This window comes from Microcoleus sp. D2_18a_D3, from assembly GCF_036702455.1.
GTDB lineage: Bacteria > Cyanobacteriota > Cyanobacteriia > Cyanobacteriales > Microcoleaceae > Microcoleus.
Window position 1 is genome coordinate 1 of sequence record NZ_JAUBTK010000015.1, and the last position, 23,666, is coordinate 23,666.

Sequence of the window (23,666 nt, forward strand, 5' to 3'; positions counted from 1 at the left end):
ATTGTCTGATACCCGTTAGTAGACGTTCCCTCTTTATCAATGCACTATTTGGTTATTTTGTCAATGCGTAAGTCCTAATAAGGTGTAAATGTCTAGATTGCATTGCGCTGTCGAGGTTTTAGTTATTTTTCTGATTGTCTGATACCCGTTAGTAGACGTTCCCTCTTTATCAATGCACTATTTGGTTATTTTGTCAATGCGTAAGTCCTAGAAAAAACTAAATTCCTGACTGCGAACTAACGGTTTTTAGTGAGAACTGAAATTCTCAGACTAGAGATTTTCCCGTACCCAATTTTTAAAAGCTTGAATAGCGCTGGTTCTGCCAGCAACTTGGCTCTGCTGAGTGTACTGATTCACCAGTTCGACAATCGGGATATTGGGGAAAGTAGGACTAACATCAGACTCAATATATTGTTCGGCTTGCAAGACGTTGATTTGTAGCCCTCGCCGTGCGTATCGCCAAAGTTCCGGCACTCCTAGAATTTGATAATTATCCAACTGCGTGCGAGAGGTGAGATCAATTTCTATAGCTAAGTCTGGGGGCGGATCAACACTCATATCAAGGCGATTTTTACCTATAACGGCTGCTTGATTTTGAATGTAAAAACAGGTATCCGGTTCTACAGCCTGACTCATGCGTTCATTTTTCAACGTTGTGGAACCTAACGACTCAAATGCTATTTGTCGTGTTTCCAACAAAATTTTTACCATGTCGCCAATAATTTCTTTGGCTTTTTCATGTTCGGGCAGAGGAACCATAATTTCTAACCGTCCGTTACTATAAGAAAGTCGGGAAGCACGACGTTCTCCTAATTCCGCCAGAATACTTTCAAATTGTTGCCAGTTAACATCCTCAACCAGTAATTGCTGACCAGGCTGAATCTTTAATTGTCTTAACTCCAATAGCATAATTGTTCATCCATTTTCTCTAGGAAATATCACGCAAGTCGTGACTACGAATCATTATCTTAAAAACCAAGAAAGGACTAAAGTCCTTACTAAAAACTCGTGGTTCGTAGTAAGGACTTTAGTCCTTTTTTGCTAACGACTTGCAGCCATTAACAATTAGCACTCAGCAATTATCTAGCTTTTCGCAACACTCGATTTTTCAGATGTAGCGCTTTCGGCAGTTTTGCCATTTTTGCTATTACCGTTACCGTTGCTGTGGCGGGGTTGGATAACTCCATAGCCACCGTGAGTCTTGCGTTCGTAGAGTACGTTAATTTCGCCTGTTTCCGAATTACGGAACATATAGAAATCGTGATCGATAATCTGCAATTGTTCCAAAGCTTGTTGCACAGTCATTGGAGGCATGGCAAAATACTTAGTCCGTACCACCTCAGCAGGAAGTTCGGGAGTTCGATCGCCAATTAGATCCGCTACTACAGGATGTTCTTCAACTGCCGTAACCGTTTTAACACTACTGTGGGTCTTGTTGTCGTGGCGTTTTTCCTTAAATTTCCGCAGTTGACGAGCTATCTTGTCGGCAACCAAATCGATGCTGGCATACAGGCTTTCCGTGCTTTCTTCAGCCCGAATAACGCTGCCGTTAGCATAAATTGTCACCTCAGCAGTCTGCTTAGGATTGATCCTGGGATTACGAGCCACCGATAGATGTATGTCCACTTCTGTAGTCAAATTTTGAAAATGGCTAACTGCCTTTTCAACCTTTTGATTGACGTACTCGCGAATCGCATCGGTGATTTCTATATTTTTACCCTGGATAACAAGCTTCATAGAGCTCCCTCCCTTCTGTAACTTCGGTATATTTTATACAGTAGCACTATGTATTCTCGAAAACACTTATCTTCCAAATCTTTTATTATATGTTGACAATTCTTGATTTAAACTGCGCCAATATTCCGTAATAACACTATTGACTTTTTTGCATGATTTCTCCTCTCATCCCTCAACAGTTAAATGCACAACCCTGCTTGCTCCTCGATTGGGGACAAGTTCCCTACTCCCAAGCTTGGGAAATCCAGCAAAAACTTGTGCAAGAACGCCGCGACAAGCCAGATTTGCCAGATGTCCTGATTTTGCTGGAACACCCGCCGGTTTACACTTTGGGAATGGGAGCAAAGTTGGAATTTCTGAAATTTGACCCAAGCCAAACTCTGCCGGAACTGCACCGAGTTGAGCGGGGCGGCGAGGTGACTTACCACTGTCCGGGCCAATTGGTGGGCTATCCGATTTTAAATTTGCGCCGTCACCAGCCTGATTTGCACTGGTATTTGCGGCAGTTGGAGGAAGTGCTGCTGGGGGTGCTGGAAGTTTTGGGGTTGAAGGGTTCGCGGGTTCCCGGTATGACTGGGGTTTGGGTGGATGGGTGCAAGGTAGGTGCGATCGGGATTAAAGTCAGCCGCTGGATTACGATGCACGGTTTTGCTTTAAATGTTTGTCCGGATCTGGCCGGTTTTGGGCAAATTGTACCTTGCGGAATTCCCGATCGACCTGTTGGCAGTTTAGAGCAGTTTATCCCCGGAATTGAGGTCGATCGAGTGCGATCGATCCTTGTCGCTGAGTTTGCTCGCGTTTTTGCAGTGGAAATTGTGCGATCGAATGTGTAGGGTGCGTCGCTGTCAACCTTACACATTCGATCGCAGTCGGTGTTTTAAGTGCGATCGCCATTGTCTTCCTCATACACCATTAAATCTCCCGGTTGGCAGTTTAGTGCTTTGCACAAAGCATCAAGAGTTGTTTCATCAATTCTTGTAAGCCGGCGGCGGGTTTTGATTTTAGAAACAGATGTTGGGTGCATCCCAACTAAAGTAGCCAATTCTTTATTGCTGATATTGCGATCGGCCATCACAACTGCCAATTTCCAACGGATCACTGCGGGTGCTCAACTACTAGCCAGGACTTTGCAAGGTGATGTTAGCATCCTGCAACCTTCACTAACACTTGTTTTGCCGTATCGGCAATATTTTTTGTCGTATCGCTTGACTTGCAGCAGCGAATGAACTATGCTGAGGATGTACAAACGGAAAAGCGATCGCCCCTTGGCCTCGAAAACTCAAGGGCGATCGCTATCCGACTATTTTGTAGTTAAAACTCATGATATCACAGCCAAAGTCAGTTCCCGAACTCCTGCGCGAAGAAATTCCCGACGCACCCATCGGAAAGCAACCGATCCGATTGTTGATTTGCGGCATTCCCAAAGGAGTGGAAAGCATCATCAATTTACTTCACGTCTTGGGTTTTGCAGAAGTTGGGGAATGGAGTCCGCCTTTACCGTCCCCTCTAGCAGGTGAAGTAATGCGGATTTTGACCCGTTACTGGAAAGAATAATCTTTAAGGGCGATCGCCCTTTCTTTTACCTCAAAAAAAGAGCGATCGCGCTTCCTTTCCCCAAGTGCGATCGCTCTTAAATAATCAAAAACATCAGGCTTAATTCTCCACCCAATCACTTAAAAACTCCAGACTAAGGATGCTAAATATCGAATCGAATTAACGCGGCGGTGTTTGCGAGACTTGGGGGTATTCTAAAATAGAAAATTTTAACGGTCTGTACTTACTGACTCAAAAATTGAGAGTAATTGGTGGTAAAATGCGCGATCGTCGGCTTCTATAACCTTAGAGAGAAGCAAGACCGATGCAGAAATACGTCCTAAGAGTTTTGCGATCGCCCCTAGCGTCAGGTAAGCTTCTTGTTAATTATTGCGCTCAGTTCAGGAGAAAAAATTTATGCCAGATATGTCCGGTCAAGACCCCTCGGAAATTAAAATGGCGACGGTTGATGAAGAAGAAAAAGGCGCAACGTTTAGCGGTACGGTCATCCTTGGTATCGATGTCGAGGGTGCTGGGGAAGTCCTTTTCTTCAAAGACTTTTTGATTGAAGATTATAAAGGCGAACTTACCGCTTATCTGGCAACAGATGGCAATATAACGAAAAGCATTGATTTAGGCGAACTTAAGCATAAGAGCAGCAGCTTTAAGCTGCCAATTCCGCTGGGGACGGATACATCACCCTACAATACCGTCGTGCTGCGCGACGAAAAAAGCAAGAAAAAAGTTGTGACGATCAAGCTGTAAAATTTGCAATTTAGCTCGTAGTTCAGCCAAATTCCTTAGCGCAGCCCTCGAAGAGGATCGCCCTTTTTTTGCTGAAGTGCGATCGCTCTTAAATTAAGGTGCGTCACTTTCGATCGAACAGTTCAGTTGTAAAGTGATGCACCCTAATTTTTAAAATGGAATCGGATCGTAATCGGGATTTTCCGGTTCGTTAGAGGAACCCGACTGGCGATCGGACTCAGAATTTGAAGATTGATGCGAGTTCCAATCCGAACTAGACGTGCGGTTAGCGCCGCCTGGAGCGCTGTTAGAACTGCGGTTCCGCGAGCCTAAAGGTACTACATTGCTCGGCACATTAGCCGGGGCGCTGTCGCGAATTTGAGCCGGTTCGGGGGCGGTTCTAGCAGCAGGAGCCGAACTCATTGCATCAGCCCCGACACTGTAAATCCTTTGAGCTGTCAGTTCAGCGCGCTTTTCTTTAATACCATCTCTTTCGATCGTATTCATGCTCAGCCGCCCCTCAATAATCACGCGATCGCCCTCGTGATATTTCTCGTGAATTTCTTGAGCAAAATTTCCCCATCCTATCACTTTCAAATGTTCGGGCGGATCTTCGGGTTTTGGGCCGGGAAACTGCACCAACATCTCAGCGATTTGAAGTTGATTGTCAGGAGTATAACGGAGTTGCGGTTGTTGAATTATTTCCGCCATCAAAATGCAGCTATTCATCTGTTCTCTGTGCGTAATTGGGAATTGGAAGAAGAAGGAAGACGGAAGAAGGAAGAAGGAAGAAGGAAAAATAGCTATCCGTGTACCGATGACTTGGGCGTCTTGCTTTGGGGAATTGCCAATTGCCAATGGGTAATTGGTAATTACTGATTTTTCTGCGCCCGATCGCTATTAGTTGTCACCGATGACGGATTACACGTGACCAAATTTATCTTGGAGAACCGCCGCCTCGGCTTGACTGACAAAATCGTGAACGAGGGCGCGGTACTCCTTCAACGTTTCAGATACCCAATCTCGATCCTCACTGTTGGCGAAGATATGAACGGTCGGTTCACTAGCATCGGGTAAAACTAATACCCAATTGTCGTCGCTGTAGTTAAAAATCTTCACTCCATCTAATAATTCTAAACGATCGGGCGAATGAGTTTCTACTAAATGCCGCATCAGCGAACCCTTGATAGTCCAAGGACAGCGGACGCTGTAACTGCGGTGGGTGATGCGGGGAAGTTCCGCCTTGATCTGTCCGAGCGATCGCTCCTGAATCGTCATCATTTCTATCACTTTAGCAATGCAGAACATTCCGTCAAATCCGGGATGCAACTGCGGGAAAATAAAACCCATAAGGCCGCTGCCACCCAAAACCACATTCGGGTTCCTGTTAGCGGCTTCCATCAAAGCAGTTGGGTTCGCCTTCGTGCGGATTACCTTGCTTTGATAGCGTCGGGCGATCGCCTCCACTGCAGAAGACGCATGCACCGGCACTACTACTGTACCTTTGGGATGAGAAGTCAGCATCAAATTTACCATCAACGCCGTCAGCATTTCCCCGCGAATCGCTATCCCAGACTCATCTACCAAAATGAGCTGTTCGCCGTTAGCCGATACCTGCACTCCAAAATTAGCGCTGAGTGCTTTCACCACCCGGCCGAGTTGGTCGAGCAAATATTCCCGTTCCCCGTTGCTTAGAGAAGTCTGCTTGAGACTAGCATTGAGCACCACCGCATCGCAGCCGAACTTGGCAAGCATTTGGGGCAAAATTGCTCCAGAAACCGCGTAAACGTAATCGATTACCACCTTAGTATTGCTGTAGCGTATTGCCTCAACATTCATCTGCCGCTCAAAAATGCGGTTGTAAACATCGAGAGCTTGGTTAAAGTACGTCATCTCTCCAATTTCGGGAATTAGAGCTCGGCGCAAATCTTCCTTAAAATAAGCCCCCTCGATTTTTTTCTCAGCTCCTTTAGTAATATTGATGCCTTTGATATCGAAGAATTCAATTAAAATGTGGTCGGAGCGATCGGGCGAAATGCGAACGTGAATGCCGCCGGCAATTGATATCGTAGACGAAACCGTGCGCGCGATCGGAATTGCCGTCGATTCCAAATTAATCACATTAATTCCCACCGACATCAAACCCGCAATCAAAGACCTCGAAACCATCCGCGAAATGCTCCGCTGGTCACGAGAAACCGATACCGCAGTCCCGGGTTTCAAAGTCGAGCCATAAGCCGCGCCCAATTTCACGGCAAATTCCGGGGTAACATCCACATTTGCCAGTCCTTGAACGCCACGCTGACCGAACAAATTCCGCTTAGCTTGTTCTCCCCAAATTAAATTTTGATTTAACAGAGCGCCGGATTCAATATTTTTGCTCGGCCAGACGCGCACGCTTGGCCCCACTTGTGCTTCTTCTCCCACGATGGACATTGAACCGACGACAGCACCTTCTAGGACGTGGGCGCGCCTGTCTACGCGGGTGCTCCGGCAAATCACGCAGGCCCTAAGATGAGCGTCTTCGCCGACAATTGCTCCGTTCCAGACGATGGGACGTTTGAGGTTGGCATCGGCCCCGACTGTCACGTTATCTCCGATCACTGTACCGGCATCGATTTTAACTCGGGCTCCAATTCGGCAATTGTTGCCGATCATGGCCGGTACTTCGACGATCGCGCTATCGTCAATAAAAGTATTCTGACCTACCCAAACTCCCGATCGAACTTCGTTGTAGTAGCTCAAATCCAGTTTGACCTTTCCCCGCAGCGCGTCGTACTGAGATTCCCGGTAAACATCTAGCTGGCCGACATCGCACCAGTAACCTTCGGCGATGTAGCCGTACATCGGCTCGTTTTTTTCCAGTAGCAGGGGAAACAAGTCTTTGGAGAAGTCGCACTCCTGATGTGTCGGCAGGTAATCCAAGACTTCGGGTTCTAAAATATAAATGCCGGTATTGATAGTATCGGAGAAAATTTCGCTGCTAGAAGGCTTTTCCAGAAAGCGACTGATGCGGTAATTTTCCTCGGTAATCACGACCCCGAATTCCATCGGGTTGGGAACGCGAGTTAAAATTAACGTGGCTTTGGATTGCTGACTGCGGTGAAATTTGATCGCTGCGGTTAAGTCGAAGTCTGTGATGCTGTCGCCGCTGATGACCAGAAAAGTTCGATCGAGCAATTCAGCAATATTTTTGACGCAACCAGCCGTACCCAGCGGTTGGTCTTCCTCCACAGCGTAAGTCATTTGAACGCCAAACTCTGCCCCGTCAGTAAAATATTCGCGCATGACATCGGGAAGGTAGTGCAGCGTCGCAATAATTTCCGTAATCTGATGCCTTTTTAGCAAATTAATAATGTGTTCTGCGATCGGGCGATTAAGAATCGGCACCATCGGTTTGGGCAAATCGCACGTCAGGGGTCTGAGCCTCGTTCCCGATCCCCCAGCCATCAGCACTGCACGCATAAAATCCTCCTTGCTTAGAAAGCTCTCTACCGCCATTGTCCGCTAGAAAAAGTTTGCCTGCTGTAATTCGTCGGCCGCGAGCTATCAGTTCTTAGTTAATTATCTTTGAGTAGTGACACGTCTGTGAAATCCCGTTCGGCCAGGCCGTCCCCCAACAGCAACCGATTTCAACCGAATTAGAACTTGCGACATCGCACCAATCCCCCGGTCGAGCTCGGATTTGTAGGGGATGTTGGGTAATACCAGTTAAAAAAAAAGAATGCAACTGTAGGCCCGTGCTCTAAACCCTTATCTCATCAGTCATTCCCAATTCTTTAATTCTTAAATTCTTCCATCTAAAATGGTATAAGTCCTCAGAACGATCGACTTTTGGCAGAAGTCCCTTCTTGCTTGCTGGGTGAAAGCTATTTCGGGGGTGTTATTTTTAAGTTTGTGGCAAGCGGGGATTTTGAAGTCTCTTTCTGAAGGTGGAATTACTACGGCTATCGGGTGCGCCTTGGCGTCTGATAAATGATAGATTAAGGGTAGCGCTGTGACTAGCTGACCCAAAATCCTATCCATTGCTTAGGGGTTTTTTAAATGAGTACGTTAATTAGCTTGGCATTGCTGATCGCTTACGGTGGCGGTATTTGGAAATTTTGGAATGGTTTCGATCGCACTAACTTCGACAGAAGTTTTACAAATCGCCTGAAGCTCTCGCTGCTCTGGCCCGCGTTAATTTTTAATAAGCCTTACCGCCAAAACTTTACAAAAGCTCTCAAAGCTTCTAAAAGGTAATTCAAGAATGTCTAAAAAGTCCGATCGCCCAGTAGCGGGTCAGGAGCAGACTTGGTTTGCTAAAGGAAAATCAGATAGCTGGCAAGTTTTACTGTCGCAAGTCGCTTCTCGATTCGATCGCGAATACCGAGGAGAAGCTTTCGCTTTACCCGAAGAAGTCGAAGCAATGCCGATTTTCCTAGAATCAGTTGCAGGAACTCTCCAAGCAAAAACAGTTTCTCCCTTCTGGAAAATTGCCAAACCTCAAAAAAATCAGCGCTGTTTAGACATTGGCTGCGGAGTCAGCTTTCTCATCTACCCTTGGCGGGATTGGGAAGCATATTTTTACGGTCAAGAAATCAGCAGCGCAGCGCGAGATGCCTTAAACGCTCGCGGCCCTCAGCTCAATTCTAAGCTGTTCAAAGGCGTAGAATGGGCCCCCGCTCACCAGTTAAATTACGAGGAGGCTCAGTTCGATTTATGCCTCGCTACAGGCTTTAGCTGTTACTATCCCATAGACTATTGGAGTATTGTCATGGGAGAAGTAAAGCGGGTATTAAAACCGGGCGGTCATTTTGTTTTTGATGTCCTCAACCCCAACGCTCCTTTAGCAGAAGATTGGGCTATTTTGGAAACTTATCGAGCCGGAGAAGTATTTTTAGAGACAATAGAAGATTGGGAAAAAATGATTAAAGCTGCGGGCGCTAAGGTAGTAAAAAAGCAAAGTGGCGACTTATTTCAAATGTATAAAGTTGAATACAATTGAGAGGTTAAGGGGAATAGATAATTAGCTTTGTAGTCAAAACTTCAATCGTCCAAAGCAGAGTCGGGCGGACGAAAAACAACTTGATTCTTAGTAGATAAAGTAGGGTGCGTCAGCCCGTAGAAATTAGTTTGAAAAGCAACCAATATTCAAGCTGACCCACCCTACTAACTACTAACTCACAATAGTGAAGCAAGCAGATTGGATATTACCCATTCCCATACAAATTGCCAATTACCGATGCCCAATTAATTTTCGGTAGCCGCAGGAGATGGCGCTGCTTCCGGCGACGGCGACACTTCCGGGCCAGGAGATGGCGACACTTCCGGGGCAGGAGATGGCGCTGCTTCCGGCGATGGCGACACTTCCGGGGCAGGAGATGGCGCAGCTTCGGGCTGCGGAGACTCTTCGGCGGCAGGAGATGGCGCAGCTTCCGGCTGCGGAGACTCTTCGGCGGCAGGAGATGGCGCAGCTTCCGGCTGCGGGGACTCTTCGGCGGGTTGCGGTTGAGGAGAAGGCGACTGTTCCGCGGCTGGTTTCGGTTCAGGCGAGGGCGACGGTTTAGCAGCAGGCTTGGGTGCCGACGGCGACGGTTTGGCCCCGGGCTGCGGTTTGTTCGACGGGGCCGGCGGGTTCTCAACCTGCGGTTTCACTTCAGTAGGCGCTGGGGAAGGTGGCTGGCCTGTTGGTCTGCTGGGCGCTGTCGGCGCGGGCGCAGGCTGCGACTGGCCTGGTGGGTTGGGCCTGGTTGGGGTGAGAGGAATGCCACTACAAAGTTTTTCGTCGTACTTAAACTCGACAGTCAGTTGGTAAAGCTTGTGCGTGCTGGCTGCTTCAAATGTTAGAGAAGGGCTAATAATCGCAATTTTAGCCGCATTATCGAGAATACCGTAACCCGTGGGGACGATCGGCTGTGGCTCGGCCTTGAGCAAGCCTTGAGGGCTGACAACTGCTCCAAAAACTGCTCTTCCTTGGAGTTTTTGCGAGCAAGCTGTTACGGGATAAGGGACAGGCACAGGAGTCGGGCCCGTCGTTTCCAAGTCAGGATAAGCCTTTTTGAATTTATCAAACAAAGCAACATAGGTCTCTCCAGCCGCCAGCAGTGTCTCTCTGTCGGTGGGTAAGTTTGAACCCGGTTGGCCGGACTGTCCTAGCTGTCGCTGTCCCTCTTCAAATTGTTGTCTCCTGATTCTTTCTTCGGGAGTTTCTGCGATGAGATTCCTTTTATTGGGATCTTTTTGAGTCAATTTTGGTACTCCATCGGGTCCCACATTCCTGCCAATTGGGAATTCCGGGGTAAAGACTGGAGCTCCGTCTGGAAATAGTGGGAGTCCGCCTCTACTGGCTATGATCTTTTTGAGCGCCTCTGCTTCATCTTCCGAGCCGCCGCCGGGAAGCTGGGGCGGTTCTGGCAGCGAGGGTGGTGGCGGGATATTGGGATCGAAATTACCAGGTAAGGGCGGGAAAAGCAAACCGCTGGGAGGTACGGGTGGGACGAAAGTGGGTATTGGCTGCGAGGGGGCTCTGACTGTTGGGGATGGAGTTGTGGGAGGTGGCGGGGCTGTTGGGGCCGTGAAGGGCGGGAGAGGGGAAGGAGGGAGAGGGGAAAAGAATCCAGGAGGCGGCATTCCCGGCGGCATGGCGGGCAAGTTGATGGTATCAGGTGCGGGGGGAAAGGGCGGGGCTAACTTGGGCGCTGGCCGAAGGGGAACTGGTGCGATCGAAAATGGCGTAAACGGCGTATTAGACGGTTTCGGTGGTATGGTTTGTGGCAGGCGGCCGGCTTCTGCGGGAGTTAGTTCTACTAAGCCGACAGAACCGGGGATATTTTTTGAGGAATTTCCACCATAAAGTATGTTTGAGAGCGTCGGGGCGGTTGCTCCGAGGACTCCGTGAAGGCCGACAGAAGCTAGGGCTGCCCACCAAAAAGGCTGGCGCAGCGGTTCGGAAAGGGTGTTGGCTAGGGAGGAAGAGTCAGTCATTTAAATTTTAGATTTTAGATTTTAGATTTTAGATTGGGGGATTGCGAGATTGAGTTATTGGGGGATTGGTAATTTATATTGTTGTGGTTGTGATTGAGTGTAAATTCGTTTTAATGAGGAGAGGTTGGGAATTCAAAGGTATAATTTTAGCACGATCGCCCTCGAAGTTGCCCGATCGACCTTGATGAAAATTCATGGGCCCGAAACTGAACCAAATTTATTAAACACGATCGACAAGTTCGATGGATCGGCGTTTCCAATTCGGTTACGCCATCAAAAAAACTGATCGAGTGGCTGTCAGCCCAGCCCGCAGCCCCTCGGTGGGCCCGCCCCAAAATGAGTACAAGCCCGCGACACTAGCGTCAGGGTCGATTCTAAAAATTGTAAATTAAAGTTCCTGCTCCCTGATTCACTGCGCTGCAAGTAAATCTAAAATCTTCAGTTGACAGTTGACAGTTGACAGTTGACCGCACGCGGGGCGACCTCTACCTGGAAGTCCGAGGATTGGAGTAATGAATAGTCGGATTTTAATTTCTCCCGATACGGCTTGGGGCTTTAAACCAATTCTTTCTGGTAAGGGCGATCGCACTCACGCCGAAGTCGAAAATCGAAAATCCAAAATCGAAAATCCAAAATCGACAGATTCACCAGCGATAGCGGTAATTTTTAAAAGGAGCTCCCTCGATGGTGAGCAAGTCGATGGGATAAATTGGAGCGCCGCTGGCCATATATTGAAACATTTCTCGAACTTCCTCTCCCCGTAGAGACAACTGGTCTAATTCCTTGAGAGAATACCAGCCAGCGCACAAAGTATGCTCATCCGGCTTACTCTTGGGCGGCGTCTTATCTTGCGGACGAGCCACAAAAATGACTCGGAGGCGCACATTGCCCCTAGGCATCACTGTGTGCTCTACCCTGAGAATTCCCTCAACGATGATGGAAATGCCCGCTTCCTCAAGGGTATTACGCATAGCAGCTTCGAGCAAAGTCTCCCCTTTTTCCACTCGCCCTGCTGGGAGATACCACTGCTGCTCGTACTTGCGCTCTTGTACCAGTAGAAAACGGTCTTCTAAGTGAACGACAACTAGGGTAAAATACCATGTTTGAATCGGCTCGCGAGCCATAGAAGTAGATATTCCCTAAGCAAAAGGTTAAACGAGCGGCAGATGTTAGGAATCCAAAGGATGCTTCGGCAAGTGTCTTTGAACTTGAAAAACAGATCGTACCACTCCGGCCGCAAAATCTAAAATCTAAAATCTAAAATCTAAAATTGACAATGCCATTACCAACCGTGATTTTACCAGGATATTTTGCTGCTGCTTCCGACTATCGCGAATTAGAAAAGTCTCTGGTCGATCGAGGTTTCCCAACAGTAACAGTGCCTCTGGGCAAGGGAGATTGGTTGCCGACTTTTGGCGGGCGGTCGATGGTGCCAATTTTGCGACAGCTCGATCGCACAGTCAAACAAATGTTACAGCAATACGGCGTTCCCCAGATCAATCTCGTCGGTCATTCCGCCGGCGGCTGGATTTCTCGCATCTATTTGGGGGAAAAGCCTTACACCATTCACGGCGACGTGCTTGAGGACGCGGGTTTGTGGGAAGCTCACCCTTATGTGAATACTTTAATCACTTTAGGCACGCCGCACGTCTCTCAAGAGCGCTGGACGCGCAAAAATCTAGATTTTGTCAAAATTCACTATCCGGGGGCTTTTCACCCGCAAGTGCGCTACGTGTGCGCTGCTGGGAAGGCTGTTTTTGGCAAGCGCGGTTTAGGGACTTGGCTGGCTTATAAAAGTTACGAGTTGACAGTGGGGAAGGGCGAAACTTGGGGAGATGGAATTACGCCGGTGGAAGCTGCTGTTTTGGACGGGGCAGAAAATTTGGTGTTGGAGGGAGTTTGGCATTCGCCTCGTTCTCCGGGGAAGTGGTACGGTTCGCCGGAGGTTTTGCCGACTTGGATTGAATATTTGCGTTAGAAACGAAGCGCGAAGAGGCGAAGGAAGAAGCAGAAGGTTTAAGGGAACGTACCAAAACCCCCCTCACCATCATCCATGAAGGGAAACCATTAGTGATTATCTATCCTGCCACTACCCAAACCCCACGCCCCCTGTTTGGCACAATGAAAGGAAGCGGTGAAATATTAGGAGATTTAATTGCTCCTGTCGCCGAACTATGGCAAGTTTTAGAATAAAACTTTTACTTGATACCCGCATTTAGCTAGCGATCGCACTAGACTGTTGCTTGAACAAGCATATCCTCTACCTGCCTAATTTGCTTCCAATCAATTACTGCAACCCAAAGACTTTCCTCTTCTGAATATTGCACTACGCCATCGACTTCTAACTCTTCGTCATACAAGGCTAAAAATTTGCCATCTTCCAACTTAATATTTTGGCGACTCAAATCTTCAATCGTACCAACGCAATTTAGGCGAAGGCGACTTTGTTCATCCGCATTATGAAAGTCTGCAAAGATTCTGGGATATTTCATATTTTTGCTCAACTCACTATGATTGTTGTGATGGATTAGGAATCGTTGGTGTCAGCAGCAGACTTGCTTTTTCTGGTGTTAAGCCAGTTAATGTTGCATGATTTGGGCTCCGGCCAGAAGTACGGATAACATCTCCATCGGACGATCGAACCTCGCCTACTGTCGTCACACCAACTTGTCCATGAGGGATTGTCACTGCTAACTCTGCTACAGATAATCCTACTGCACATTCTACAGAAATTCCCGTGATGCCGCTGGGGTGAGTTGCCGTACTGCGTTTAATATCTTCTGGGCGATTACGACCGCCACGAACTACTAAAGCCTCGTTTGGAATTCTTTCCACAAGTGTAGGCTGTTTGATTTAAGTACGCGCTATACTTTAGCAGAAATCTTTGTCCATAGGGCGATCGATCTTTTTTTAACTCAAGCATCGCCCTCCGTGCAATCAGCGCACTTTTAAATGGTGGCAATGGATAAGATTGTACGTAGAAAAAGAGGTTGGGATGACACAAGCGTCAACCCAACCTACAAAAAAAGGCGATCGCACTAATGGAGAGCAGCAATCACACTTATTCCTTTTATACTAGGCGGACATATTCACGTAGTTGGGAACGTAGACCTTGAGTAATCATTGGAAAATTATTGATTTCTTGAATGATAGAACTCTCCGATCTGCCACTCTCCTTAAGCTTTTGAACTACAGCCTTTGCTAGAGTCTCAACCCCAACCTTTGCAATCATGCTTGAAACGCCTGCAATCAAGGTGAGAGCAACTGCGCCCCCAATCATGCCAAAAGGACCACCTAAAAAAGCTAACGAAGTTGTAATTGCTACGGCTCCTGCATAAGAAGAGGTTGCAACAAGCCCAACTAAGACTAAACCAGCAACTCCTAGACCAGCTAACTTATTGACTATCTCATCCATAATAATTAAGTGCTCCGCTAAACTTCAGATTAATTAGACCTTCAAAGTCAAACTGAACTAACTATCTTTACCCTTTACCTCCAAACAGTTTATATATTCCGTATCCAACAGCAGCCGCCGCAGCAACAGGCGCAGCAGCAACTATGGCAGTACCAGCAATTGCGCCTCCCCCGACAACACCACCGATACCCGCAAGGGTGCCCATAATTGCAGCACCAGAAGCACCGCCAGCTACCGTTACAGCACCAGCACCAACTAGACCAGCAGCAGCCCCAATGTTTGTAGCTGTTCTTGCCGCTGCACGAGCATCATTCTCTTCCTCAGACAAGTTCGATTGCTCTTTGAACAAAGTTTCATTCATTATTTTTGCCCCCAGATAAGCAGGGCCTGCTGCTAATACCGCAGGAGCCGCCGCCATACCACCACCAACCACACCACCTGCTGCTGCTAGACCAGAAGTAATTCCTGCTCCTGAAGTTGCTGCAACAGTCAACCCTGTAGCAGCACTGGCAGCCGCACCTACCGCAGCACCAGTTTCTGCAACCGCTTTGACTGTTTTGACTGTATTTCCATTAATTCCCGTAGTTTTTTCTACAACATTTTCTACCACTTCTTCACCTGCTTTACTGGCCAAATCTTCCCAATTCATAAATCAATTTATCCTTGTAATACTTGTTCCATTATCCTTAATAAATTCAACGTTTGTCTAGCCCAAAAAAGTTCTATTTTGCCGCCAATTCTCCCTCGCTTTTACTTTAACTTTAATCTAAGTTTGTACAACAATGTACGAAAATGTACGAAAATGTTGGCAGTTGTGAGCTACAATACACAAAACTCTCGCATCTCCCTGCCAGATGAATCTTAAAGAAATGTTAAATGTCGCCGATCGCATAGTTTTGGAGAAAACAGGTCAGCACCTTGACGATTTACAGGAAGCGGTACTGCGGGGAACTCTACAACGCGAGACATACAAAGAAATAGCTAAAGATTTTAACTGTTCTGAAAGTCGCATCAGGGAAATCGGCTCGGAATTATGGCAGATACTTTCAGAGGAGTTAGGGGAAGATGTCAGTAAAACAAATTTTCGCTCCACAATGGAGAGGTTGCAAAACTCTAATATTTTAAACTTTGCACAAGACATTGTAGTGAAAGGTAGTTTTAACACCTGTGGAGAAGGTAGACACCCGCCAAATATACCAAACTCACACCCACCAAATGAGGAAATATCTAACCCAAAACCAACTAAAACTTCGCATCAAGATTTAAGCGAAATGCCAGATTTGGGTGATTTCTTCGATCGCACCCCCGAACTCCAAACCCTCACCACATGGATTCTACAACAACACAGCCGGCTCATAACCCTCACCGGCATCAGTGGTATCGGCAAAACCACCCTAGCAGTGCAACTCGTACAACAAATTAAAGACGAGTTTGAGTACGCAGTTTGGTACACACTAGACGAATGCCCCACCATAGATAAATTTCAATCTAACCTAATACAGCTTTTTTCAAATTCAGAAAAACAAGATTCATCCCCAACCAACCAGAAACGCTTACCGCTGATTAAGTATTTACAAAACCATCGCTGTTTAATAGTCTTAGATGACGTTCACAACCTTTTCTGTAGCGGGGAATTTGCAGGGAAATACAAACCTGAATGCGAAGAATATCGCACTTTATTTAAACAAATAGAAAAATTATCCCATCAAAGCTGCTTGATGTTAGTCGGTTGGGAACAACCCAGAGAAGTGACTCAAGTTAAAAACCCAAATACTGCCATTCGTACCTTACAACTCAAAGGTTTAGAAATTGCAGCCGGACGGGAAATACTCAGAGATTATGGGTTAGAAGAAATCGATAACTACGAAACACTCATTCATCGCTACCAAGGCAACCCCCTATGGTTAAAAAGCGTGGCGACTCTGATTCAAGACTTAGGAGGAGGCGTGACAGAGTTATTACCAAATGATACCATATTGTTGCCAGCAGATTTGAAAGATGTTTTACAGCAGCAGTTCGATCGCCTATCCGAACTAGAAAAACAAGTAATCTCCTTGTTGGCGAAAGAAAGCCAGCCAATCAACCGGGCAAAATTGCTAGAAAATGAGATAATTCCGGCTTCAGATTTGCTAAATGCGCTGCAATCTCTATCGCGGCGCTGCTTGATAGAACAACAAGCAAATTTTTACACGATTTCACCTGTACTAAGGCAATACCTTCACCGTAACTTAGACGGCCGTGATGCCTTGCCCTAAATGCTTCAAGACTTGAAAAGCCGATCGCAATTCACTTCGCACAGTATAAATCGAAAATGCCCGCGATAACCCGTATTCGGGTGTAGGTTGAGCCCTGAGTTTCACAAACAACACATCATCGCCATTCGTCAACATACCAAATCTCGGTTTATCCAAATCAGGATTTGCCATCATGTATGCTAATGCTTGGGGTAATGCCGATCGCGTGGAAATCGTAGTCTTCTTACACTCCAAAACCATTACCCAAAGCTGATTCTGCAAAATCAAGATATCAATTCGTCCGCGCAGCGTTTCTTCCCCATCATCGATCGCAATTTCGATCGCAGCTTCAGCCTTCATCCTAAACGGTGGATCGTAGAATCCCGCCAATTCTAACAAAGGTGATGCCACCAGCAATGTCACTGCCCCTTCTAACAACTCTCCATCGGCTCTATGATACAGCAATCTGCGTCGTAGCGTATCCAAAGCAGTCTGTTCAGAATCGCTGGGACTTGGCAATTCAGTTTGCCACTCTGTAAAAAAAGCCTCATCCTCAGTTCGGCTCAAATTCAACCTTGATTCAGCCTCAGCAAGGCTTTTAATAGCTTCTGTAACTGCAATAACCTTTGCCATTTGTTCACCTTTGATTCAAACGGTTGAATTTCCAAGGAAAATTAGCTTCATTGTAATCAAAAATAGGGAAACTGCTATAGCGATCGCAGTTTTCAATATCACTTCTATTGGTTTGTGTCCCAAAACAAAAACCGGGCAACTCCACAGCTACCCGGCAATCCTAACTTTAGACTTCAGACAAAACTAAAATCTAAAACCTAAAATTCTTAAACAGCTACAGTCTTCTTAGCAGAGGAGCTCAATTCGCCCTTAGCATACTTAGCTGCAAAATCATCCAAAGATACTTGCTTAATCTTTGTACCGTGACCGGCGCAACCAAAAGAATTATAGCGATCGCTACAAACCTTTTGCATATACTTGATCGACGGCTTCAAGAAGTGGCGGGGGTCAAACTCATCAGGCTTCGCAAACAAAGCTTCGCGCACCGCAGCAGTAATCGCCAAACGGTTGTCAGTATCGATATTGATCTTGCGAACACCGCACTTGATGCCCTTTTGGATTTCTTCCACAGGTACGCCGTAGGTTTCGCGGATTTTGCCGCCGTTGCTGTTGATGATTTCCAGCAATTCTTGGGGCACAGAAGATGAACCGTGCATTACCAAGTGAGTATTCGGCAAGCGGCGGTGAATTTCTTCAATGCGGCTGATTGCCAAAATTTCGCCAGTCGGCTTGCGAGTGAACTTGTAAGCGCCGTGAGAAGTGCCGATCGCGACTGCTAGAGCATCAACGCCGGTTTGCTCGACGAAATCCACAGCTTGTTCAGGATCTGTCAGCAACTGATCGTGAGAAAGCGCACCTTCAAAGCCGTGGCCGTCTTCTGCTTCGCCCATTCCTGTTTCCAGAGAACCCAAGCAACCCAGTTCGCCTTCAACGCTAACGCCGATCGAATGAGCAACATTCACCACATCGCGAGTAACTTGAACATTGTACTCGTAGCTAGCAGGAGTCTTAGCATCCGCTTCCAGAGAACCGTCCATCATCACGCTGGTGAAACCTTGGCGCATGGCAGAATAGCAAGTGCCGGGGGCATTGCCGTGGTCTTGGTGCATGGAAATGGGAATGTGAGGATAGGTTTCAACTGCTGCCAAAATCAAGTGGCGCAGGAAATTTTCGCCAGCGTAGGAGCGAGCGCCGCGAGAAGCTTGCAGAATCACAGGGCTGTTGGTTTCGTCAGCAGCGCGCATGATCGCTTGGATTTGCTCCATGTTGTTGACGTTGTAAGCCGGTAGGCCGTAACCATTTTCAGCCGCGTGGTCGAGCAGCAATCGCATAGGTACAAGCGCCATAGATATTCCTCCTAATTATTTGTGATTTTTGGGCAGTGAATTTTGGACAAGCTCAATTCTTACGATAATATTAAGACAATTTGCCACCGATCGCGCACTATCTTTCCAGATTTACTAAAAAGTTCAAAAAACAAAATTTTGAGTTCCGAGCATTCAGCTCAAAACTCAAAATTCTTAACTCACAAATTTTTTATGGGTCGCCCGGGATTTGAACCCGAGACCAATCGGTTAAAAGCCGAATGCTCTACCGCTGAGCTAGCGACCCGCGAAAACATTGTTACCGCACACAATTTCTAATAGTAGCACCCCTCATTTGAAATAGCAAGCGTTTTTTAAATAAAATTTGCAGTCATGCGAACCAGCATCTCGCAAGTCGCGCCGGGGGGCAAATAAATCAAGTGTTCGCCAGTGTTGAGGGCATTTCGAGGAGCAGTCCAAGGTTCCAAACAGTAAAAATCCTTGCCCTTCACCATCCAGAAAACCAACTTCCCATAGCTGGAGTTGTAACTGACGGTCAGCCGCAAGCCGCTCGCCGCGTCAGTAACAGTAGCAGCAAGACCAGTGAGCTCGTCAAAGGAAACATCAATTTCATCCAGCGTCGGGTCAAAAACCCCAGTGAAGTAACCCTTTTGGTGGGTGTTCTGATCTCTGTACTGCATCCCCGGAATCTCAAAGCGGAGCTTAGATTTGTCCGTCGCCAAAAAGTAGGGGTGCAAACCACTAGAAAACGGCATGGGTTCGGCAGACAGATTGGTGTATCGCTGAAAAATTTCCAAAGAATTGCCTTTAATCTGATAAGTGAAGGCTAGTTGGAAATCAAAGGGATAAACAGCCAGCGTCTTGTCGCAGCTATCGAGAATCAGCGTCAGAGCGGCGCAACCCTCCGTAACTTGTTCGCCTATTTTCCAAGGCAAGTCGCGAGCAAAGCCGTGCTGTTTGAGCTTACGCTCCACTCCCTTGTGCGTGTAAGTATTCTCGGGGAGATTGCTGCAGATGGGAAACAGGATGGGAATCCCGCCACGTACAGTTAGATCGGGATTGGCGAACCGTTCCGCGTCCAAATAGAAGATTTCTTTGCCTTCAACCAGCCAGCTAGTGGCAATACCGCCCCGTTCCGGCACAACTTCTAGAGTAGAGTTAGCGGTTTCGTCGGAGAGGATATAGGTTTTGTACTGCTTTTGCTTGAGCGCGATCGCAAACACATTTGTCATCGGTAGTAGGTCATTGATCATTGGTTGTCAGTAAATCGATCGTTAATAATTGGTCGCTAGTATGTTGATGTTCACCCATTACCGCCCCTATCCTCCCCCTGCATCCTCGCTCCGGCCCCCACCGGCTAACCAATGCTCCCAGCTATAGGAGGCAGGGCGATCCGCTGCTTGGAGCGGTTGCTGCTGGTAGCTGGAACGATCGCTGAGGTCGGCTGCCCTTTGAGTGCGACTTCAAAAGATACAGCCCGATTTCGGGGAAGATAGCTTTGGGGACTCGGCACTGCTCCTTGACTGGGAGAAGGGGGCGAAATAAACGGCTCTTTGATGAATGGCTCTTTTGTAAACGGCTCTGGTTCCCGGCTGGGATTTTGAGGTTGAGTGGGGTAGATGCGCGGCGGCAAATTTTGATTCGGAGGTGGGTTTGATTCAATTGCAGGCCCCGTCCCGTTCGGGAAAAATGAGGAGTTGTCCGGCTGTTGGGGCGCAGCCGGCAAAGCCGGCAAAATCAAAGTAGGTTTGGGTTGTCCGGGGCCTTGCTGATTGCTTTCACCGGAAGTTCCCCCGGAACCTCGCCCGCGCTGGTATGTACCGCTCTTGGCTGCTCCTGGCAAGGTCGAATTTGGAGTTTTTGATGCCGATCCTGGCTGGACTAGGGAATCGAGAACTACAGAAGATGGCATCGGTCGATCGAAAATACTAGAAATTTGCTCGACCCGTTTGAGAATGCGATCTGCTGCTGCTCCCTTCACCACCTTCGGCTGAAACTTTTTCACCTCCACAGGCAGAAACTCTACCTTCATATTCCTGTCTTTGAGCGATACTTTCAGGACTGCGGTATCGTAATCCCTGCGAGCATTCCCGCCGAATATAAAATTACCCAGCGAGTAAACTATCGGGCGGCCTTTGTAAATTTCTGCACCTTGCAGTACCTGGGGATGGTGTCCCACTACCAAATCAGCTCCTTGGTCGATCGTGAACCGAGCCAAATCAATCTGCCAGTCCCCCGGATAATCTGCCAATTCGACTCCCCAGTGGTAATTAACAATAATCCAGTCTACCTGACCCCTAAGAGCTCGAATATCCTCTGCCACGCGATTGTTGCGGCGGGGATTAGTGCCCGCTTTCCCTTGGTCGGCGACGTTAAGCTCGGCATCGTAATAACCGAGGTAGGCAATCCGCTGACCCTTAACTTCAATAATATCTGGACGCCTCGCTTCTTTAATATCTCTGCCGGCTCCCAGGTGTTGAATCCCACTATTATCTAGAGTATTCATAGTCTCCACCAGCCCCGGTTCCTCGTAATCCATAGCGCGGCTATTTGCCAGATTGACAAGATCCACTCCTCCGGCTGTTAATACTTTCACCGCTTCTGGATCGGCTTTAAAATTTAATTGTTTTTTGCCAGAGCCCAATGTAGAGCGAGTCAGGGAGTTTTCTAGGTTAACCATCGCCACATCTGCTTGCCGGTACTCGTCCATATTGGCGAAAGCCCATTGGTGATCGTTGGCAGCAGATGCTCCGAGCGCATCCGATAGATTCACATTTCCTCCGAACATCAGCGTTACTGTTGGGTCGTAAGGATTAGCAACTTGCTTTTGCTGTACTACTGGTACCACTTCTAAGGCCGCTTGCACCGTATCCGCACGTTTTGGAGGCGGCCCCGAAATTCCAGCAGTTTGCTGGTAGCCGGATACTGGAGATCCTAACTGCAGTGTCACAGCCTCGTGGTAGCTGACCCAACACCCTAAAATAAATGAGGCAAGTGCCGATCCCACTAGCAGCAGAGAACGATACGTTTTAAATTTAACCCAATCGACAACCGGTAGGGAACGGTAACGCCGCCGCTGGCGGTTTGCCGGAGTCACAATTCGCACTGACTGTTTCCAGAGAATGTCTGCATCCCCAGCCAAGCGCGCGTGAATTCGCACTCCTTCTACTGCTGGCGAGTTGAGTCTCCAGAGTTGGTGGCAAATAAATTTGACTAAGCCTTCCCGGATAGTGCTCCCCAGTAAGGTAGTATCTGGCGCAAATTCGCGCTGGAATTCTACGAGGATTTGGACGCAGCCGGCCTGAGCCTGTTCGACGCGGGCATAAATCCCTTCGGGGCGCAGCAAGCTGTCAATCCAGTAATTCAGGGCTTGAAAGTTGCCCGATCGCGCTAGCTCCAAGATAGACGGCTGCGACCAATTTTCTGCGTACACCATCAATTAGCCTCCTTAATACGCACGAGCGATGACTCCAATTTGTTTTGAACGGAACCGCAATTCTTTTAGCTTAACCGCCACAGGTTCCGCTGCCCGTTTTGAAGCTAGTTGTTGGCCGCCACCATTTTCTACATTTAGGGGCTGCCTGCTGTCAGTGATTTTTATCACACTCCGAACAATCGATTTTAAATTTTAGATTTTAGATTTTAGATTGAGTTCAGAGGGGGTACTGGGGGCTAGAAATAACCTCCCAACAAGAGGTTTCTGGGGGAATTGAGACATAAGAGAGCGAGATATCTGAGGCAGAGTCTGTTTTTATTGTCGCTGTTTGAGTGTCGCTTTAGAGCTTTCGCTTGGAGATTTGAGATTTGAGATTGAGCCTTGACGGCGTTAGTGGGCGATCGAACAATCGATTTTAGATTTTAGATTTTAGATTTTAGATTGAGTTCACACAGGGTACTCGGGGTCAGAACAAAAGTCGAAACAAAAGGTGTCTGGGGGACTTGAGGCAGAAGAGAGGAAGATTTCTGAGGCAGAGTCTGTTTTTATTGTCGCTGTTTGAGTGTCGCTTTAGAGCTTTCGCTTCGAGATTTGAGATTGGAGATTGAGCCTTGACGGCGTTAGTGGGCGATCGAACAATCGATTTTAAATTTTAGATTTTAGATTGAGTTCAGAGTGGGTACTGGGGGCTAGAAATAACCTCCAAACAAGAGGTTTCTGGGGGAATTGAGGCATAAGAGAGCGAGATATCTGAGGCAGAGTCTGTTTTTATTGTCGCTGTTTGAGTGTCGCTTTAAAGCTTTCGTTTCGAGATTTGAGATTGGAGATTGAGCCTTGACGGCGTTAGTGGGCGATCGAACAAACGTCGAAACCAGAGGTTTCTGGGGGACTTGAGGCAAAAGAGATCGAGATTTTTGAGGCAGAGTCTGTTGTTATTGTCGCTGTTAATCGCGTGCCGTCGTCAAGTCCTAATGCTCCGATCTATGCTGGCAAATGCCTCTCACGAGGGATGCCACTGACGGGAAAACCTGTAATTGGATAAATGGCGTACTCGATAGATTTGGTGGTAAAATCAAATTTGGTAACTCCCATCGGTACAAAAGTTGCGGAAAACGTGAAACTGGCCAGTCCATACGGCTGTGCCTTCCGATGTAAAACCCAAAGTACGTTACGGTAAACAGACCATATTTTAAGCAAGTTACACTGCGCAGGAGAACTGACAAATGCTACAGCGCAAAATCTATCAACTCTGTTGTGATGGTCGTGAGGTTTCTATTTTTCTTCGAGATCAGCAACGTTGGATAGAGCGCGCTCGTATCCTAGATATTGAAGGGGATCTAGTCACGCTGCGCTACGAAACCGACGAAGAAGACGAAATCAGCTCATGGGAAGAAATGGTACGTCTCGAAAGTATTGGATCTGTGTCCCAGAAGTTGGCTTCGGTGTCCCGAACTAACTGCGAACCCCTAGTTTCTGACGATTGTCCCGAAGCCGAACAAATTCGCAATCACTACCCGGACTCGAATTTGGAATAGTTTTGAGCTCGCGCTTGAGGCACAAGGAAAACTTGGGGGAAAAGAAAACTACTTTTCTCCCTTTTTTGTGGAGAAATTATTATGCAAAAAACCCGGTTGAGGCCGAAAATATTCTGGGTTGTGACCACATAAGCTATTTTGCCTTTAAATTTAAGCTTGAGGGCGGGA

General features: G+C 47.4%; 28 protein-coding genes and 1 tRNA gene. 10 read left to right on the forward strand and 19 right to left on the reverse strand.

From position 1 onward, the window contains the following. Positions 1-270 precede the first annotated feature (270 nt). Together QUB06_RS09515 and hpf are read right to left on the reverse strand one after the other, a co-directional pair. On the reverse strand, positions 271-909 hold the full coding sequence (locus QUB06_RS09515) for a Uma2 family endonuclease (protein ID WP_333143054.1): 639 nt from the start codon (positions 907-909) through the stop codon (positions 271-273). A gap of 174 nt (positions 910-1,083) precedes the next feature. After that, the gene (gene hpf / locus QUB06_RS09520; RefSeq protein ID WP_333435086.1) at positions 1,084-1,737 is read right to left on the reverse strand and encodes a ribosome hibernation-promoting factor, HPF/YfiA family; all 654 of its coding nucleotides are present in this window, start codon (positions 1,735-1,737) and stop codon (positions 1,084-1,086) included. 152 nt (positions 1,738-1,889) lie between these two features. On the opposite strand from hpf, the gene lipB reads away from it, so the two are divergent. Further along, positions 1,890-2,570 carry a lipoyl(octanoyl) transferase LipB gene (gene lipB / locus QUB06_RS09525; RefSeq protein ID WP_333435087.1) on the forward strand — a complete coding sequence of 227 codons (681 nt, stop codon included), beginning with the start codon at positions 1,890-1,892 and terminating at the stop codon, positions 2,568-2,570. A gap of 44 nt (positions 2,571-2,614) precedes the next feature. Here the strand turns inward: lipB and QUB06_RS09530 are convergent, their stop codons facing one another. Beyond that, a complete protein-coding gene (locus QUB06_RS09530) occupies positions 2,615-2,836 on the reverse strand; it encodes a helix-turn-helix transcriptional regulator (protein ID WP_333435088.1) in 222 nt (73 codons plus the stop codon). A gap of 221 nt (positions 2,837-3,057) precedes the next feature. On the opposite strand from QUB06_RS09530, the gene QUB06_RS09535 reads away from it, so the two are divergent. After that, positions 3,058-3,291 carry a hypothetical protein gene (locus QUB06_RS09535; RefSeq protein ID WP_333077960.1) on the forward strand — a complete coding sequence of 78 codons (234 nt, stop codon included), beginning with the start codon at positions 3,058-3,060 and terminating at the stop codon, positions 3,289-3,291. Here QUB06_RS09535 and QUB06_RS09540 read toward each other — a convergent pair. Then, positions 3,276-3,410 carry a hypothetical protein gene (locus tag QUB06_RS09540; RefSeq protein WP_333435089.1) on the reverse strand — a complete coding sequence of 45 codons (135 nt, stop codon included), beginning with the start codon at positions 3,408-3,410 and terminating at the stop codon, positions 3,276-3,278. The genes QUB06_RS09535 and QUB06_RS09540 overlap by 16 nt on opposite strands. Positions 3,411-3,687: 277 nt before the next feature. Between QUB06_RS09540 and QUB06_RS09545 the strand changes: the two genes are divergently transcribed. Then, positions 3,688-4,035 carry a hypothetical protein gene (locus QUB06_RS09545; protein ID WP_333435090.1) on the forward strand — a complete coding sequence of 116 codons (348 nt, stop codon included), beginning with the start codon at positions 3,688-3,690 and terminating at the stop codon, positions 4,033-4,035. Between the two features lie 150 nt (positions 4,036-4,185). Here QUB06_RS09545 and QUB06_RS09550 read toward each other — a convergent pair whose 3' ends face one another. After that, positions 4,186-4,743 (reverse strand): single-stranded DNA-binding protein, encoded by a 558-nt coding sequence (locus QUB06_RS09550; protein ID WP_333435091.1) that lies wholly within the window; start codon positions 4,741-4,743, stop codon positions 4,186-4,188. A 9-nt stretch (positions 4,744-4,752) separates the two neighbouring features. On the opposite strand from QUB06_RS09550, the gene QUB06_RS09555 reads away from it, so the two are divergent. After that, the gene (locus QUB06_RS09555) at positions 4,753-4,893 is read left to right on the forward strand and encodes a hypothetical protein (RefSeq protein WP_333435092.1); all 141 of its coding nucleotides are present in this window, start codon (positions 4,753-4,755) and stop codon (positions 4,891-4,893) included. A gap of 42 nt (positions 4,894-4,935) precedes the next feature. On the opposite strand, the gene QUB06_RS09560 is transcribed toward QUB06_RS09555, so the two are convergent. Next, entirely contained in the window at positions 4,936-7,479 is a 2,544-nt protein-coding gene (locus tag QUB06_RS09560; RefSeq protein WP_333435093.1) for a mannose-1-phosphate guanyltransferase, read from the reverse strand. A 321-nt stretch (positions 7,480-7,800) separates the two neighbouring features. Beyond that, positions 7,801-8,040, reverse strand: a complete 240-nt coding sequence (locus QUB06_RS09565) for a hypothetical protein (RefSeq protein ID WP_333435094.1) — start codon at positions 8,038-8,040, stop codon at positions 7,801-7,803. An 18-nt stretch (positions 8,041-8,058) separates the two neighbouring features. Here QUB06_RS09565 and QUB06_RS09570 point away from each other — a divergent pair, with 18 nt between their 5' ends. Together QUB06_RS09570 and QUB06_RS09575 are read left to right on the forward strand one after the other, a co-directional pair. Next, positions 8,059-8,256 carry a hypothetical protein gene (locus tag QUB06_RS09570; RefSeq protein ID WP_006633481.1) on the forward strand — a complete coding sequence of 66 codons (198 nt, stop codon included), beginning with the start codon at positions 8,059-8,061 and terminating at the stop codon, positions 8,254-8,256. 7 nt (positions 8,257-8,263) lie between these two features. After that, positions 8,264-9,001 carry a class I SAM-dependent methyltransferase gene (locus QUB06_RS09575; RefSeq protein ID WP_333143063.1) on the forward strand — a complete coding sequence of 246 codons (738 nt, stop codon included), beginning with the start codon at positions 8,264-8,266 and terminating at the stop codon, positions 8,999-9,001. Positions 9,002-9,246: 245 nt separating this feature from the next. Here QUB06_RS09575 and QUB06_RS09580 read toward each other — a convergent pair whose 3' ends face one another. Further along, complete coding sequence (locus tag QUB06_RS09580; protein ID WP_333435095.1) at positions 9,247-10,980, reverse strand: hypothetical protein; 1,734 nt, start codon at positions 10,978-10,980, stop codon at positions 9,247-9,249. Between the two features lie 644 nt (positions 10,981-11,624). Next, positions 11,625-12,104 (reverse strand): NUDIX domain-containing protein, encoded by a 480-nt coding sequence (locus QUB06_RS09585; RefSeq protein ID WP_006633478.1) that lies wholly within the window; start codon positions 12,102-12,104, stop codon positions 11,625-11,627. 152 nt (positions 12,105-12,256) lie between these two features. Between QUB06_RS09585 and QUB06_RS09590 the strand changes: the two genes are divergently transcribed. Both QUB06_RS09590 and QUB06_RS09595 read left to right on the forward strand, forming a co-directional pair. After that, entirely contained in the window at positions 12,257-12,958 is a 702-nt protein-coding gene (locus QUB06_RS09590; protein ID WP_333284003.1) for an alpha/beta fold hydrolase, read from the forward strand. A gap of 92 nt (positions 12,959-13,050) precedes the next feature. Continuing rightward, the gene (locus QUB06_RS09595) at positions 13,051-13,173 is read left to right on the forward strand and encodes a hypothetical protein (protein WP_333435096.1); all 123 of its coding nucleotides are present in this window, start codon (positions 13,051-13,053) and stop codon (positions 13,171-13,173) included. A 38-nt stretch (positions 13,174-13,211) separates the two neighbouring features. On the opposite strand, the gene QUB06_RS09600 is transcribed toward QUB06_RS09595, so the two are convergent. The 4 genes from QUB06_RS09600 to QUB06_RS09615 form a co-directional block, all read right to left on the reverse strand. Further along, complete coding sequence (locus tag QUB06_RS09600) at positions 13,212-13,472, reverse strand: hypothetical protein (RefSeq protein WP_333435097.1); 261 nt, start codon at positions 13,470-13,472, stop codon at positions 13,212-13,214. A gap of 16 nt (positions 13,473-13,488) precedes the next feature. Further along, positions 13,489-13,815 (reverse strand): flavoredoxin, encoded by a 327-nt coding sequence (locus tag QUB06_RS09605; protein WP_333435098.1) that lies wholly within the window; start codon positions 13,813-13,815, stop codon positions 13,489-13,491. A 235-nt stretch (positions 13,816-14,050) separates the two neighbouring features. Beyond that, a complete protein-coding gene (locus QUB06_RS09610) occupies positions 14,051-14,395 on the reverse strand; it encodes a hypothetical protein (RefSeq protein WP_333036310.1) in 345 nt (114 codons plus the stop codon). Between the two features lie 67 nt (positions 14,396-14,462). Beyond that, on the reverse strand, positions 14,463-15,044 hold the full coding sequence (locus tag QUB06_RS09615) for an RNA polymerase subunit sigma-24 (protein WP_333435099.1): 582 nt from the start codon (positions 15,042-15,044) through the stop codon (positions 14,463-14,465). Between the two features lie 205 nt (positions 15,045-15,249). Between QUB06_RS09615 and QUB06_RS09620 the strand changes: the two genes are divergently transcribed. Further along, on the forward strand, positions 15,250-16,650 hold the full coding sequence (locus tag QUB06_RS09620) for an NB-ARC domain-containing protein (protein ID WP_333435100.1): 1,401 nt from the start codon (positions 15,250-15,252) through the stop codon (positions 16,648-16,650). Here the strand turns inward: QUB06_RS09620 and QUB06_RS09625 are convergent. The 6 genes from QUB06_RS09625 to QUB06_RS09650 all read right to left on the reverse strand — a co-directional run bounded on the left by QUB06_RS09625 (position 16,624) and on the right by QUB06_RS09650 (position 22,131). Continuing rightward, positions 16,624-17,262 carry a type I restriction enzyme HsdR N-terminal domain-containing protein gene (locus QUB06_RS09625; RefSeq protein ID WP_333435101.1) on the reverse strand — a complete coding sequence of 213 codons (639 nt, stop codon included), beginning with the start codon at positions 17,260-17,262 and terminating at the stop codon, positions 16,624-16,626. The two genes, QUB06_RS09620 and QUB06_RS09625, sit on opposite strands and share 27 nt — an antisense overlap. Before the next feature lie 206 nt (positions 17,263-17,468). Next, a complete protein-coding gene (gene fba / locus QUB06_RS09630) occupies positions 17,469-18,548 on the reverse strand; it encodes a class II fructose-bisphosphate aldolase (protein ID WP_006633469.1) in 1,080 nt (359 codons plus the stop codon). Between the two features lie 193 nt (positions 18,549-18,741). Then, a tRNA-Lys gene (locus QUB06_RS09635) sits at positions 18,742-18,813 on the reverse strand. 67 nt (positions 18,814-18,880) lie between these two features. Next, positions 18,881-19,750 carry an aldose epimerase family protein gene (locus QUB06_RS09640; protein WP_445251370.1) on the reverse strand — a complete coding sequence of 290 codons (870 nt, stop codon included), beginning with the start codon at positions 19,748-19,750 and terminating at the stop codon, positions 18,881-18,883. A gap of 134 nt (positions 19,751-19,884) precedes the next feature. Continuing rightward, positions 19,885-21,963: a CapA family protein gene (locus QUB06_RS09645; RefSeq protein WP_333435103.1), complete on the reverse strand. Its 2,079-nt coding sequence runs from the start codon at positions 21,961-21,963 to the stop codon at positions 19,885-19,887. A gap of 12 nt (positions 21,964-21,975) precedes the next feature. Next, positions 21,976-22,131 carry a hypothetical protein gene (locus tag QUB06_RS09650; RefSeq protein WP_158307982.1) on the reverse strand — a complete coding sequence of 52 codons (156 nt, stop codon included), beginning with the start codon at positions 22,129-22,131 and terminating at the stop codon, positions 21,976-21,978. A 1,055-nt stretch (positions 22,132-23,186) separates the two neighbouring features. Here QUB06_RS09650 and QUB06_RS09655 point away from each other — a divergent pair. Next, positions 23,187-23,498 carry a DUF6679 family protein gene (locus QUB06_RS09655; RefSeq protein WP_015177146.1) on the forward strand — a complete coding sequence of 104 codons (312 nt, stop codon included), beginning with the start codon at positions 23,187-23,189 and terminating at the stop codon, positions 23,496-23,498. Positions 23,499-23,666 lie beyond the last annotated feature (168 nt).

Bases quoted from the DNA above. Each gene is read 5' to 3' on its own strand.
- hpf (WP_333435086.1), bottom strand. From the start codon at position 1,737: ATGAAGCTTGTTATCCAGGGTAAAAATATAGAAATCACCGATGCGATT.
- QUB06_RS09515 (WP_333143054.1), bottom strand. From the start codon at position 909: ATGCTATTGGAGTTAAGACAATTAAAGATTCAGCCTGGTCAGCAATTA.
- QUB06_RS09645 (WP_333435103.1), bottom strand. From the start codon at position 21,963: ATGGTGTACGCAGAAAATTGGTCGCAGCCGTCTATCTTGGAGCTAGCG.
- QUB06_RS09590 (WP_333284003.1), top strand. From the start codon at position 12,257: ATGCCATTACCAACCGTGATTTTACCAGGATATTTTGCTGCTGCTTCC.
- QUB06_RS09560 (WP_333435093.1), bottom strand. From the start codon at position 7,479: ATGCGTGCAGTGCTGATGGCTGGGGGATCGGGAACGAGGCTCAGACCC.
- QUB06_RS09655 (WP_015177146.1), top strand. From the start codon at position 23,187: ATGCTACAGCGCAAAATCTATCAACTCTGTTGTGATGGTCGTGAGGTT.
- lipB (WP_333435087.1), top strand. From the start codon at position 1,890: ATGATTTCTCCTCTCATCCCTCAACAGTTAAATGCACAACCCTGCTTG.
- QUB06_RS09565 (WP_333435094.1), bottom strand. From the start codon at position 8,040: ATGGATAGGATTTTGGGTCAGCTAGTCACAGCGCTACCCTTAATCTAT.
- QUB06_RS09620 (WP_333435100.1), top strand. From the start codon at position 15,250: ATGAATCTTAAAGAAATGTTAAATGTCGCCGATCGCATAGTTTTGGAG.
- QUB06_RS09585 (WP_006633478.1), bottom strand. From the start codon at position 12,104: ATGGCTCGCGAGCCGATTCAAACATGGTATTTTACCCTAGTTGTCGTT.
- QUB06_RS09575 (WP_333143063.1), top strand. From the start codon at position 8,264: ATGTCTAAAAAGTCCGATCGCCCAGTAGCGGGTCAGGAGCAGACTTGG.
- QUB06_RS09580 (WP_333435095.1), bottom strand. From the start codon at position 10,980: ATGACTGACTCTTCCTCCCTAGCCAACACCCTTTCCGAACCGCTGCGC.
- QUB06_RS09600 (WP_333435097.1), bottom strand. From the start codon at position 13,472: ATGAAATATCCCAGAATCTTTGCAGACTTTCATAATGCGGATGAACAA.
- QUB06_RS09615 (WP_333435099.1), bottom strand. From the start codon at position 15,044: ATGAATTGGGAAGATTTGGCCAGTAAAGCAGGTGAAGAAGTGGTAGAA.
- QUB06_RS09545 (WP_333435090.1), top strand. From the start codon at position 3,688: ATGCCAGATATGTCCGGTCAAGACCCCTCGGAAATTAAAATGGCGACG.
- QUB06_RS09625 (WP_333435101.1), bottom strand. From the start codon at position 17,262: ATGGCAAAGGTTATTGCAGTTACAGAAGCTATTAAAAGCCTTGCTGAG.
- QUB06_RS09535 (WP_333077960.1), top strand. From the start codon at position 3,058: ATGATATCACAGCCAAAGTCAGTTCCCGAACTCCTGCGCGAAGAAATT.
- fba (WP_006633469.1), bottom strand. From the start codon at position 18,548: ATGGCGCTTGTACCTATGCGATTGCTGCTCGACCACGCGGCTGAAAAT.
- QUB06_RS09610 (WP_333036310.1), bottom strand. From the start codon at position 14,395: ATGGATGAGATAGTCAATAAGTTAGCTGGTCTAGGAGTTGCTGGTTTA.
- QUB06_RS09570 (WP_006633481.1), top strand. From the start codon at position 8,059: ATGAGTACGTTAATTAGCTTGGCATTGCTGATCGCTTACGGTGGCGGT.
- QUB06_RS09550 (WP_333435091.1), bottom strand. From the start codon at position 4,743: ATGAATAGCTGCATTTTGATGGCGGAAATAATTCAACAACCGCAACTC.